Genomic DNA, 11,600 nt, shown 5'->3' with positions numbered 1-11,600 from the left:
GCCTCAGAGCCGGCGTATCTTCAGCTTTGTGATACGGTTTTCCATGCGGACCAGAACCTCGAAGCGGAAACCGTGGAAGCTGAAGACCTGCCCCTGTTCGGGAATGGTCTGAGCCTCGTGGATCACCAGACCGGCAACGGTGTTGGCCTCGTCGTCGGGCAGCGTCCAGTCGGTCGCCCGGTTGAAGTCGCGGATCGTCATGCCGCCCTCTACCACGATGCTGCCATCCTCGGCCTCGCGCAGTGGCTTTTCCTCGTCCACGTCGAACTCGTCGGTGATCTCGCCCACGATTTCCTCCAGGATATCCTCCAGCGTGATCAGCCCGCGCAGCGCGCCGTATTCATCGACCACCAGTGCGAAATGCGTCTTGCGGCGCAGGAATTCGCGCATCTGGTCGTCCAGGGTCGTGGTCTCGGGCACGAAATAGGGCTCCATTGCCACGTCGAGTACGCGGAAGGCGGCCAGCTTCGCGTCCGAGGCGTGCGGCCCGCGGATCAGCCCCGCCACGGCGCGCAGCAGGGTCTTGGCATGGACCACGCCGACGATGTTCTCGGGCTGGTCGCGATAGACCGGCAGCCGGGTATAGGGCGAGGCCAGGCATTGCGCGAGCACCGCCTCCGGGTCGGCATCGGCGTCGATCATCTCGATCGAGGAGCGGTGGAGCATGATCTCCTCCACCGCCCGGTCGCCCAGATCGAGCGCGCCCAGCAGCCGGTCGCGATGTTCCTTCTCCACCGTACCCTCGGAATGGCCGAGCGCGATGGCCCCCGCGATCTCCTCATGCGCCGAGAGGATGCGGCTGTCGGGATCGGTCTGCACGCCCACGAGGCTCAGCATCTGGCGCACGAACCAGCGGATCGCGCCGACCACGGGCGAGAAGACCAGGATCACCAGCCGGATCACCGGCGAGACGCGCGCCGCGGCGCTTTCGGCGTTGGTGATCGCATAGGTCTTGGGCAGCACCTCGGCGAAGATCAGCACCAGCGCGGTCATCACCAGCGTCGCCAACGCCACGCCCGAATCCCCGAACATCCGGGTGAAGAGGCTGGTGGCCAGCGACGCCGCCAGGATATTGACCAGATTGTTGCCCAGCAGGACCGAGCCGATCAGCCGCTCGCTGTCCTGGGTAATCTCCAGCGCGCCCTGCGCGCCGGGGGCGCCCTTGTCGGCCTGCGCGCGCAACTTCCCGCGACTCGCGGCCGTCAGGGCCGTCTCGGAGCCCGAGAAGAAGGCCGAGAGCCCGAGCAGGCCCAGGATCGCGCCAGCGGTCATCCAGAATGTCGTGTCGAGCATCGTTACTGCGGTGTCCATCTTGTCCCGGTCGCGGAAAACTGTTCTCTGACCTTATGGGGGCTCGGCCCCGCCGCATCAAGGGAGACGCTATGCAGCTCACCGATCTGGGTGTGTTTGACGGGCCGGTCCTGCTTTATGGCGGCCCTATTCGAACCGGCAGGCGCTCGAGGCGCTGCTGGCCCGTGCCGAAGGCTTGGGAATACCGCCCGCGCGGCGCATCTGCACTGGCGACGTGGTGGCCTATGGCGCCGACGGGCCGGGCTGCGTGGCGCTGATCCGGCAATCGGGCGGCGCAGTGCTGGCCGGCAATTGCGAGATCCAGCTTGCCGCCGATGCCGCGGATTGCGGCTGCGGCTACGGGCAGGGTTCGGCCTGTGCCGTCCTGGCGCGCGACTCGTACGCACATGCGCGAGCCGGGCTCGACGCGGCGGCGCGCGGCTGGATGGCGGGGCTGCCCCGGCGCATCGTCTTCACCCATGCCGGGCGGCGCTACGCGGTGCTGCATGGCGGGGCCTCGGATGTCAGCCGGTTCATCTGGCCTGATACGGGCGATGATGTTTTCGAGCATGAAATCCGACTGTTGCAGGCCGGTATTGGAGCCGTGGACGGCGTGGTCGCCGGACATTGCGGCATCGCCTTCCGCCGCCGTGTCGCGGGCATCGACTGGATCAATGCCGGGGTGATCGGCCTGCCGCCGCATGACGGGCACCGGGCCACGCGCTTCGCGGTGCTCGACGGGGACGCGCCGCGAATCGAACGGCTAGACTACGACGCCGAGGCGGCGGCGGCCGAAATGTGCGCGGCGGGGCTGACGCAGGGTTACGACGCTGCGTTGTTGAGCGGCTGGTGGCCCAGCGAGGACACGTTGCCGCCCGGCCTGCGGCGGTACGTAGATTAATAAATACGTTAAATATCAAACCCATGCAGGCTGGAGTGACCGTCCTCGCGGTCTCGGAATGCGGCTCTGACCGTCATGCCAGCCGCAGTTCAGTCCTCCCGCGCCAGCGGGTGATGGTCCATGACCAGCGTCTTGAGGCGTTCATCCAGCACATGGGTGTAGATCTCGGTGGTGGAGACATCCGCATGTCCCAGAAGCGTCTGGATCGACATCAGGTCGGCGCCATTGGCCAGCAGATGGGTCGCAAAGGCGTGGCGCAGCGTGTGCGGCGTGACGCCCGCCGGGTCGATCCCGGCGGTCAGCGCGATTTCCTTGATCAGCCCGTAGAAGCGATGCCGCGTCAGGTGGCCGGCCTTGCCGCTGGAGGGGAAGAGGAAGCGCGAGGGCTGCCCGCCCGCCGCGACGGATGCGGCCTCGTCGCGGTCGCGTAGCCCGATCCAGGCGGCGAGCGCGTCGCGCGCGGGCGGCGAGAGCGGCACCATGCGTTCCTTACTGCCCTTGCCGCGCACCAGCAACATGCGCGGCCCGCCCCGCGCGGCGCCCACCGGCAGGCCGACAAGCTCGCTCACCCGCATGCCGGTGGCATAGAGCAACTCCATCAGGCAGGTGTTGCGCAGCCGGTCGGCGCGGGTGCGCCCGACTTGGCGCGCGGCCTCCAGCAGGCGCTCGACCTCGGCCTCGCTCAGCGTGCCGGGCAGGTGGCGTTCCTTGCGCGGCCCCTTGATCTGGATCGCCGGGTTGTCGCCGCGCCAGCCCTCATCCCAGGCGAAACGGTAGAATTGCTTGATCGCCGAAAGCCGGCGCGCCCGCGTGGCGCGGGCCAGCCCGTCGGCCTCCAGCCCGGACAAGTAGGCCTCGATCCCGTTGCGGGTCGCGGTCTCCAGCGTCGCGCCCTGCGTGCGGTCCAGCCAGTCGCGGAAATGCGCCAGGTCGCGGGCATAGGCCAGCACGGTGTTCTCGGCGGCGCCGAGTTCCGCCTGCTGGGCCTCCAGGAACCTCTCGATGGCGGCGCTCATCGCCTCAGCCCCTTGCGTCGAGCAGCAGCAGTTGCAGCGCGGTGCGGCGGGCCACGTCTTCCAGCCCGACCTGCCGCATCAGCGCGAGCGCCGACTGGATGTCATCCGGATCGGTATGTGCGCCGTCCTCGATGCGCAGCATCGCGCGCAGGATGGCCTCGCCCAGGCGGCCCTCGTCGAGCAGCCCCTTGAGCGTTCCTGTCCCCAACGGCGCGGAGAAGGCGTCGGCGATGGCCGCGGCCACGGCGCCGGGAGGCGTGAGGTCCGCGACATTTCCGAGGGCCAGCGACTTGAGGAAGCGGCCCTCGGCATCCTGCGGCTCGAAAACCGCACTCGTCGCCTGGTAGCCGTCCGACAGAAGCGCGATGCGGAAGGCCAGGTTCTCGGGCTCGCCAGTCAACGGTCGCAGCGCCAGCCGCGCGCCGTAATAGCGCGCGAAGGGCACTTCCAGTCCGACCTCGCGCATCGCCTGCCAGGCGCGCGGCATCCAGGTCGCCACGCCCTCGGTATCGCCCGCCAGCATCGCCACATCGAAGGCCTGCACCGCGCGCACCCGGTCCCAGACGCCGCCCGACGCGGCGGGCTTGCGACCGGTATAGAGCGCGATCAGCCTTCCCGGCGGCACCGAGCGGTTGCGCGCCAGCCGCTCGGCGGCATCGAGCTGCGCTTTCCAGCCCGCATTGGGGGACAGGTCGGTATGCAGGAAGGCCAGCGGCAGCGGCCCCGGCGGACGCGGCGCGGCGATGGCCTCGCGAATGCGGAAGATGAGCGGGGTCAGCCGCTCCGGCGCCGGCGGATCGGGTGTGCCCTCGAAAAGCGCGGGATCGAGGAAGCGCGCCAGCAGATCGGCCTCGGCCTCGCTGATCCGGCCCAGCGTCTCGCCGGTCTCCATGGTCAGCACGGCGGCGTTCCAGTCCCCGCCGCGCGCAAGGCAGAAGACGCGCGCGGGCAGGGTGGGCGCGATGGCAGGGGTGGCGCGCATGGTGGCGCAAGCGTGGTTCTCGTGGCCGGTCAGCAGGCTCACGTCGAACCAGCGCCGGAAAATCTCGGGCTCGGTCGGACCGGCGCGTTCCAGCAGCGCCTGGCTCTGCTCCAGCGCGCCCAATTCCAGGAGCTTGTCGAGCCGGGCCAACAGCAGCCGCGCCTCCGGTCCGCTGTCGGCAGGCGGGTCGGCCTCGGCCAGCAGGATCGTGTAAAGCAGATCCTGGATGGCGGGCAGGGCGTCGGTGCGCTGCCGCGCGATCAGGCTGACCAGCGACGCGGTGGAGGATCCGGCCCAGAGATCGCGCGGCAGGCCGGTCGTCTCGGGCGGCAGCAGGCCCACCGCATCCTTGTCGGGTGCATCAAGCGGCCGAGTCGTAACCTCGGCCACGGTGGCGGAATCGGCGATGTCGGGGGCGGCGCCCTCGGAGGGTGCGGCCGGGGCCTCGCGCACGGTATCGGACAGCCAGTCGATTGCCGAGAGCGGCTCCTCGGCCCAGGCCGGGGTGCTCAGGCAGATCGCGCAGACCGCGAGCGTCCTATTCAACATCCAGCGTCACCGGTTGTGTCACTTCCTCGCGCGGGGGGGTCATATCGCCCAGATAGGCGTAACCGGTCAGCGCGACCCCGCCGAGAATCACCAGAATCGCCAGAAACTTCAACATCCGCCCCATGTCTGCCCCATGTCTGCCCTATTGATACCTGCCAGCCCGCCGGTTGTTTTCCCGGTTCGTCGCCTGTGGTCTGTTCGCCAACGAATATATATGGCATTGGGCTGGATTACACGTCATTGAATTCTGTCAGCACGGGTTTGAGCGGGTCCATGCCAAGAAAAAGCGCCTACAAACTCAACAAGACCGTGGCGCTGGTCGGCATGATGGGGTCGGGCAAGAGTGCGGTCGGACAAGCGGTGGCGCGCAAGCTGGGGGTCGCCTTCGTTGATTCCGACCACGCGATCGAGGAAGCCGCCAATCGCAGCGTGGCCGAGATATTCGAGCGCGACGGCGAAGCCTTTTTCCGTGACAAGGAAACCCGCGTGCTGGCACGGCTTCTCGACGGGCCGCCGGTGATCCTGTCCACGGGCGGCGGCGCGTTCCTGAACCCGCGCAACCGCGACCTGATCGCGGCGCGCGGGGTGGCCGTGTGGCTGAAGGCCGACCTGCCGCTCCTGTGGCAGCGGGTGCGCCACAAGGACACGCGGCCGCTCCTGCGCGTGCCCGAGCCGCGCAAGCGCCTGGCGGAGCTTCTGGAGGCGCGTACGCCGCATTACGCGCAGGCCGCAATTGTGGTAGAGGCCGATGCGGCCTATTCCATCGACGATATGGCCGCGCGTGTGATCGCCGCGCTGGAGGCGCACCCGGCCGGCATTCTTGAAAGGGTGTCCAGATGACGACGGCAGAGACGGTTCATGTGGGGCTGGAGGGCCGCGCCTATGACGTGCGCATCGGCGCGGGGCTCCTGGCGGGGGCGGGACACGCCATCGCGCCTCTGCTCGCCCGGCCCGAGGTCGCGATCCTGACCGACGAGACGGTGGCGGAGCTGCATCTGGGCGCGCTTCAGGACGGGCTGGCGGAGGCAGGCGTCGGATCGTCCTCGCTGGCGCTGCCGCCCGGCGAGGCGACCAAGAGCTGGCCGATGCTGGAACGGTCCGTCGAATGGCTTCTGGAGCGGCAGGTGGAACGCCGCGACATGGTGATCGCGCTCGGCGGCGGGGTGATCGGCGATCTGGCGGGCTTCGCGGCGGCGGTGCTGCGCCGCGGGGTGCGCTTCGCGCAGGTGCCCACGACGCTCCTGGCGCAGGTCGACAGTTCGGTGGGCGGCAAGACCGGTATCAACTCGCCCCACGGCAAGAATCTGGTGGGCGCGTTCCATCAGCCCGCACTGGTGCTGGCGGACACGCAGGTGCTCGACACCCTGCCGGAGCGCGACTTCCTGGCCGGCTATGGCGAGGTGGCGAAATACGGGCTTCTGGGCGACGCGGAGTTCTTCGCCTGGCTGGAGGAGAACGGCCCGGCGCTGGCTGCGGGCGACGCGGTGGCGCGGACTCATGCCGTGCGCCGATCGGTCGAGATGAAGGCCGATATCGTGGTGCGCGACGAGACCGAACAGGGCGACCGCGCGCTGCTTAACCTGGGCCACACATTCTGCCACGCGCTGGAGGCCGCGACCGGCTATTCCGACCGGCTGCTGCATGGCGAAGGCGTTGCCATCGGCTGCGCGCTGGCGTTCGAGCTTTCGGCGCGTCTGGGGCTTTGTCCGCAGGAGGAACCAAGCCGCGTCCGCGCCCATTTCAGAAACATGAAGATGATGACGGAAGTCACGGATATTCCGGGCCATCTTCCAGAAACGGATGAGCTTCTCGCGCTGATGATGCAGGACAAGAAAGTGCAGGACGGCAAGCTGCGCTTCATCCTCGCGCGCAGTATAGGCCAGGCCTTCGTGGCCAGCGATGTGGACATGGACGCGGTGCGCGGGGTCCTGTCAGACGCGCTTGCGGCCCGGCGCTAGGTGTTCAACCCGAGCAAGACGCCCCGCCCAGCACGCAGAACTTGGCGCAATGCGGGTGGTTCAGATGCACGTCGCGCTCGGCCTCGGCCAGCGTCTCGCCCAGCTCGAATTCCGGTGCGTAGGGCAGCAGCGTGCAAGATACGACCGCCGGCCGCGCCGTGCCCTTGCGTTTCACGATCATGCGCGACGAGGCACACATGATGCTCTCCGATTTTACATCAAGAATGCCCCAGCAAGACTCTGTTATTTCGGGAACTTCCGCGTTCTCGTCCATTTCCGGGAAGAGCACGGTCATCGACGGGTCATTCGCGTCGATGGCAAAGCCGTGGCGTGCGAAGAGCGCTGCATATCCGGCGCGGCTCTCGGCGTCGCTGTCGCCCCAGACAGTGCGCCCGGCCACCGCCATGCGAATGCCGGTGTCGCGCAGCCATTCCATACCCTCGATGGTGCGCGCATAGGCGCCAGCGCCGCGCTCCTCGTCATGAAACGCCTCGCGGAAATGGTCGAGAGATACCCGTAACGTGAGCTTGTCGCCGTAAGTGCTGGCCAAATCTTGCAAACCTTCCCGAACGCGCCGCCGCATCATCGGCCGCATCGCGTTGGTCAGCACCAGCACCTCGAAACCGCGTTCCAGGCTCTGCCGCAGCATCGGGATGATCTCGGGGTTCATGAAGGGCTCGCCGCCGGTGAAGCCGATTTCGCGCACCGGCCAGTCGCGCGCGGCGATCTGGTCGAGATAGCCGGTCACCTCGGCGGCGGTGATATAGACCAGGTCGTCATTGCTGGGGGAGCTGAAGATATAGCAGTTGCGGCATTCGATATTGCACAGCGTCCCGGTGTTGAACCACAGCGTCTCGGGATGGCTGAGCGGAACGGAGGCGCGGCGCTCGCCCGTGGCGGTCAGATGCGGATCCCGGAACTTGCCCGCATTGACCCTCGCTTCCTCGACCTGGTCCTTCATGATCCCTCGCGCTGGTGATGAGCGTTCATCCGCTAGCTAACCTGCCCGCGCGGTTTGTAAAAGTCTTGCGGTTTTTTCCCACGCGGATGTGAAGCGGCTTGTGCCGCTTGGGGGGGATGTTACTCTGCCCGCGATCCGGCCTTCCGGGGCGCGGTGGCGGACAGGAGGTTCGGCAATGGTTTCGCGCGTCATCCCGGTCGATCCCTTCGATCTGGTCATTTTCGGCGGCACGGGCGACCTGGCGCGACGCAAGATCCTGCCGTCGCTCTACCGGCGGCTCGCCTCGGGGCAGATGCCCGATGGCGCGCACATCATCGGGGCCGCGCGCAGTGGGCTGACGGATGACGAGTACCGCGATTTCGTGCGCGAATCCGTGACCGACCAAGTGCCCGCGGACCAATACGACGCGGCGCTTCTCGATCGGTTTCTGGGGTTGGTCCGCTATATTCCCCTGGACGCCATCGGCACGGAGGGATGGGCGGACCTGGCCGGTGCGCTGCGCGCCGACATGGTGCAGGCGTTCTATTTCTCTGTCGGCCCGGCGCTTTTCGGGCCGCTGGCCGAGCGGCTCCACGATCACGGCATCGCCCGGCCCGAGACCCGGATCGTGGTGGAAAAACCTTTCGGCCACGACCTGGAAAGCGCGCGGGCGCTCAATGCCGTTCTGGCCGCCGCCTTCCACGAGCATCAGATCTACCGGATCGACCATTATCTGGGCAAGGAGACGGTCCAGAACCTGATGGCGGTGCGCTTTGCCAATGTGCTCTTCGAGCCGCTCTGGAACGCGCAGTATGTGGACCATGTCCAGATCACCGTGGCCGAGAGTCTGGGGGTCGAGGGGCGCGGCGCCTATTACGACCGGGCCGGGGCGATGCGCGACATGGTCCAGAACCACATGATGCAGCTTCTCTGCCTGATCGCGATGGAGCCGCCCTCGCATTTCGAGCCCGACGCCGTGCGCGACGAGAAGCTCAAGGTGATCCGCGCGCTCGATCCGGTCGGGCCGGAGGACATCGTGCGCGGCCAGTACCGGGCGGGGCCGGGCGTTCCGGGATATGTCGATGTGGTCGGCACCCCCGGCAGCGACACCGAGAGCTTCATCGCGCTCAAGGTGCATGTGTCGAACTGGCGGTGGGCGGGCACGCCCTTCTACCTGCGCACCGGCAAGCGGCTGCGCACCCGCGTCTCGGAAATCGCCGTGACCTTCAAGGACCCGCCGCATTCGATCTTCGGCCATGAAACACGGCGGCGCGGCAACGTGCTGGCGATCCGGCTCCAGCCCGACGAGGGCATGGTGATGCGCGTGACCATCAAGGAGCCGGGGCCGGGCGGCATGCGGCTGGTGGAGGTGCCGCTCGACATGAGTTTCGCCGAGGCGCTGGGGGAGGATGGCCGCAACTTCCCCGACGCCTATGAAAGGCTTATCATGGACGTGATCCGTGGCGACCAGACGCTGTTCATGCGCGGCGACGAGGTCGAGGCCGCCTGGGCCTGGACCGATCCGGTGATCGCGGGCTGGCAGGCGCGGGGCGCGCGTGCGATGCCCTATGATCCGGGCAGTTCGGGGCCGGACGACGCGCTGATGCTGATGCATCGCGATGGACGCCGCTGGCGCGAGATAGAGGGTTGAGATGGAGCTGAAGGAGTATCCCGACCGCGATATCATGATGGTCGATCTGGCCGGGCGCATCGCCTCGGAACTGCGCGGCGCGCTCTCGCTGGGTGAGCGCGCGACGCTGGCGGTGCCCGGAGGCACCACGCCGGGGCCGGTCTTCGACGCGCTGGCGGAGGTGTCGCTCGACTGGGCGCGCGTCGATGTGGTGCCCACGGACGAGCGCTGGGTGCCCGCCGACGATCCGCGCTCCAACACGCGGCTCATCCGCGAACGGCTGCTGACCGGGCAGGCGGCGGCAGCGCGGCTGGTGCCGCTCTATGATCCCGCCGCTGCGGCACCGGAGGATGCGCTGGAGCGCCTGTGCGAAGGCGTGGCCGAAGTGCTGCCCCTGACGGTCTGCCTGCTGGGCATGGGGGCGGACGGGCATATCGCGTCGCTCTTTCGCGGCGGCGAAGGGCTGGACGCCGCGCTGGCCGACGATGCGCCGGCCCTGGCCGCGATCCGCGCCGCCGAGGTGCCCGAGCCCCGCGTCACCCTGACCGCGCCGGTCCTGATGGGGGCGATGCACCTGCACCTGCTGATCACCGGGCCGGAAAAACGCGCCGCGCTGGAGCGTGCCGCCGAACGCGGGCCGGTGGCCGATGCGCCGGTACGGCTGATCCTTGGCGAGGCCATTGTCCACCATGCGGAGTGACGGTGCCCGGATGCCGGATTGGTCGGAGTTGAAACGCCTTGCCGCCGCCCGTCGGCCGATCGCGGCGCTTTTCGCCGCCGATCCGGATCGCGCCGCAGGGTTCTCGGCCCGCGCGGATGGGCTCCTCTTCGACTATTCGAAGACCGCGATCGACGCGGATATCCGCGCGGCGCTCCTGGATCTCGCGAGGCAGGCGGGCCTGGCGGCGCGCCGGGCGGCGATGTTTTCGGGTGCCCCCATCAACGAGACCGAGGGGCGAGCGGTGCTCCATACGGCGCTGCGCAACCCCGAGGGCGGGCCGGTGGAACCGGACGGCGCCGATGTGATGCCGGGCGTGCGCCGGGCGCTCGCGCGGATGCGCGATTTCGCCTGCGACCTGCGCGCGGGGCGATTTACCGCGCCCGGCGGCGCGCGAATCCGGCATGTGGTCAATATCGGCATCGGTGGGTCCGATCTGGGACCGGCAATGGCGGTGCGCGCGCTCAGCCCCTATGGCGACGGGCCGGAAGTGCATTTCGTCTCCAACGTCGACGGGGCGCATATCGCCGATGTGCTGGCCCGTGTCGATCTGGCCAGGACGCTCTTCGTCGTGGTCTCCAAGAGCTTCACCACCGTCGAGACCATGACCAACGCCGCCACCGCCCGCGCCCGGCTGGAGGCCGCGCTGGGGGCCGAGGCCGCGCCGGGGCATTTCGCGGCCGTCTCCACCGCGCAGGCGCGCACGGCGGAGTTCGGCATACCGCCCGAGCGCGTCTTCGGCTTCGCCGATTGGGTCGGCGGGCGCTATTCGCTCTGGGGGCCGGTGGGGCTGAGCCTTATGCTGGCCATCGGGCCGGAACGTTTCGCCGAGTTCCTGGCCGGCGGCGCGTCGATGGATACGCATTTCCGCGAGACGTCGGCGGAGCGGAACCTGCCGGTTCTCCTGGCGCTGACCGGCATCTGGCACAACCAGATCTGCGGTCATGCGACCCGCGCCGTGCTGCCCTATGAGCAACGGCTGGAGCTGCTGCCAGCCTATCTTCAGCAACTCGAGATGGAAAGCAACGGCAAGTCTGTGGCGATGGATGGCAACCCGGTCCGGCGCGACACGGGGCCGGTCGTCTGGGGGCAGGCGGGTACCAACGGGCAGCACGCCTTCTATCAGCTTCTCCACCAGGGCAGCCGTGTCGTGCCCTGCGAATTCCTGGCCGGGGCGGAGGGCCATGAGCCCGACCTTGCCGGGCATCACCGGCTGCTGTTGGCCAACTGCCTGGCCCAGTCGCAGGCGCTGATGCAGGGCCGCAGCCTGGAGGAGGCGCGCCGGCGCATGGCGGCAGCGGGCTATGAGGGCACCGAGCTGGAACGCCAGGCCCGCCACCGGGTCTTTCCGGGCGACCGACCCTCGGTCACGCTGCTCTATCCGCGTCTCGCGCCCTTCGTGCTGGGCCAGATCGTCGCGCTCTACGAACATCGGGTCTTCGTGGAGGGCGTGATCCTGGGGATCAACAGTTTCGACCAGTGGGGGGTGGAACTGGGCAAGGAAATGGCCACCGCGCTGGAGCCACTGCTGGAGGATGGGGAGACCGGGGCGGAAGGGCAGGATGGCTCCACCCGGCAGCTTCTGGACTATATCCGCGGCCACCGGAGCTGAGGCC

The 11,600-nt window shown here is 68.4% G+C and carries 11 protein-coding genes; 6 read left to right on the top strand and 5 right to left on the bottom strand.

Annotated features, from left to right (window positions below):
• Positions 1-3 precede the first annotated feature (3 nt).
• Positions 4-1,311, bottom strand: coding sequence for an HlyC/CorC family transporter (locus DDZ14_RS00455; protein WP_109422977.1), 1,308 nt, complete (start codon positions 1,309-1,311; stop codon positions 4-6).
• A gap of 175 nt (positions 1,312-1,486) precedes the next feature.
• Between DDZ14_RS00455 and DDZ14_RS00450 the strand changes: the two genes are divergently transcribed.
• Positions 1,487-2,191, top strand: coding sequence for a metallophosphoesterase (locus tag DDZ14_RS00450; RefSeq protein WP_233252418.1), 705 nt, complete (start codon positions 1,487-1,489; stop codon positions 2,189-2,191).
• Positions 2,192-2,280: 89 nt separating this feature from the next.
• On the opposite strand, the gene DDZ14_RS00445 is transcribed toward DDZ14_RS00450, so the two are convergent.
• Genes DDZ14_RS00445 through DDZ14_RS20100 form a run of 3 tightly spaced genes read right to left on the bottom strand, consistent with a single transcriptional unit; the run spans position 2,281 to position 4,853 of the window.
• Complete coding sequence (locus tag DDZ14_RS00445) at positions 2,281-3,207, bottom strand: site-specific tyrosine recombinase XerD (protein ID WP_109422976.1); 927 nt, start codon at positions 3,205-3,207, stop codon at positions 2,281-2,283.
• Between the two features lie 4 nt (positions 3,208-3,211).
• Entirely contained in the window at positions 3,212-4,738 is a 1,527-nt protein-coding gene (locus DDZ14_RS00440; protein ID WP_109422975.1) for a hypothetical protein, read from the bottom strand.
• Positions 4,728-4,853 carry a hypothetical protein gene (locus DDZ14_RS20100; protein ID WP_255417481.1) on the bottom strand — a complete coding sequence of 42 codons (126 nt, stop codon included), beginning with the start codon at positions 4,851-4,853 and terminating at the stop codon, positions 4,728-4,730. The genes DDZ14_RS00440 and DDZ14_RS20100 overlap by 11 nt, the downstream gene beginning before the upstream one ends.
• Before the next feature lie 158 nt (positions 4,854-5,011).
• Here DDZ14_RS20100 and DDZ14_RS00435 point away from each other — a divergent pair, with 158 nt between their 5' ends.
• Both DDZ14_RS00435 and aroB read left to right on the top strand, forming a co-directional pair.
• A complete protein-coding gene (locus DDZ14_RS00435) occupies positions 5,012-5,578 on the top strand; it encodes a shikimate kinase (protein WP_109422974.1) in 567 nt (188 codons plus the stop codon).
• The gene (gene aroB / locus DDZ14_RS00430; RefSeq protein ID WP_109422973.1) at positions 5,575-6,696 is read left to right on the top strand and encodes a 3-dehydroquinate synthase; all 1,122 of its coding nucleotides are present in this window, start codon (positions 5,575-5,577) and stop codon (positions 6,694-6,696) included. Before DDZ14_RS00435 ends, aroB begins: the two co-directional genes overlap by 4 nt.
• 4 nt (positions 6,697-6,700) lie before the next feature.
• On the opposite strand, the gene DDZ14_RS00425 is transcribed toward aroB, so the two are convergent.
• Positions 6,701-7,657, bottom strand: coding sequence for a radical SAM protein (locus DDZ14_RS00425; protein WP_109422972.1), 957 nt, complete (start codon positions 7,655-7,657; stop codon positions 6,701-6,703).
• A gap of 175 nt (positions 7,658-7,832) precedes the next feature.
• On the opposite strand from DDZ14_RS00425, the gene zwf reads away from it, so the two are divergent.
• The 3 genes from zwf to pgi are packed head-to-tail and all read left to right on the top strand — an operon-like array spanning position 7,833 to position 11,596.
• Positions 7,833-9,287 carry a glucose-6-phosphate dehydrogenase gene (gene zwf / locus DDZ14_RS00420; RefSeq protein ID WP_109422971.1) on the top strand — a complete coding sequence of 485 codons (1,455 nt, stop codon included), beginning with the start codon at positions 7,833-7,835 and terminating at the stop codon, positions 9,285-9,287.
• Position 9,288: 1 nt separating this feature from the next.
• Entirely contained in the window at positions 9,289-9,966 is a 678-nt protein-coding gene (gene pgl, locus DDZ14_RS00415) for a 6-phosphogluconolactonase (protein ID WP_109422970.1), read from the top strand.
• A 10-nt stretch (positions 9,967-9,976) separates the two neighbouring features.
• Positions 9,977-11,596 (top strand): glucose-6-phosphate isomerase, encoded by a 1,620-nt coding sequence (gene pgi / locus DDZ14_RS00410; RefSeq protein WP_109422969.1) that lies wholly within the window; start codon positions 9,977-9,979, stop codon positions 11,594-11,596.
• Positions 11,597-11,600: the final 4 nt, after the last annotated feature.

The organism is Maritimibacter sp. 55A14 (assembly GCF_003122205.1).
Lineage (GTDB): Bacteria > Pseudomonadota > Alphaproteobacteria > Rhodobacterales > Rhodobacteraceae > QEYE01.
Note: the sequence above shows the minus strand (reverse complement) of the source record. Positions and strands in the feature narration are given on the sequence as shown.

Coding starts and splice junctions, on each gene's coding strand:
- DDZ14_RS20100 (WP_255417481.1), bottom strand. CDS start 4,853: ATGTTGAAGTTTCTGGCGATTCTGGTGATTCTCGGCGGGGTCGCGCTG.
- zwf (WP_109422971.1), top strand. CDS start 7,833: ATGGTTTCGCGCGTCATCCCGGTCGATCCCTTCGATCTGGTCATTTTC.
- DDZ14_RS00455 (WP_109422977.1), bottom strand. CDS start 1,311: ATGGACACCGCAGTAACGATGCTCGACACGACATTCTGGATGACCGCT.
- DDZ14_RS00445 (WP_109422976.1), bottom strand. CDS start 3,207: ATGAGCGCCGCCATCGAGAGGTTCCTGGAGGCCCAGCAGGCGGAACTC.
- pgl (WP_109422970.1), top strand. CDS start 9,289: ATGGAGCTGAAGGAGTATCCCGACCGCGATATCATGATGGTCGATCTG.
- DDZ14_RS00435 (WP_109422974.1), top strand. CDS start 5,012: ATGCCAAGAAAAAGCGCCTACAAACTCAACAAGACCGTGGCGCTGGTC.
- DDZ14_RS00440 (WP_109422975.1), bottom strand. CDS start 4,738: ATGTTGAATAGGACGCTCGCGGTCTGCGCGATCTGCCTGAGCACCCCG.
- aroB (WP_109422973.1), top strand. CDS start 5,575: ATGACGACGGCAGAGACGGTTCATGTGGGGCTGGAGGGCCGCGCCTAT.
- pgi (WP_109422969.1), top strand. CDS start 9,977: ATGCCGGATTGGTCGGAGTTGAAACGCCTTGCCGCCGCCCGTCGGCCG.
- DDZ14_RS00425 (WP_109422972.1), bottom strand. CDS start 7,657: ATGAAGGACCAGGTCGAGGAAGCGAGGGTCAATGCGGGCAAGTTCCGG.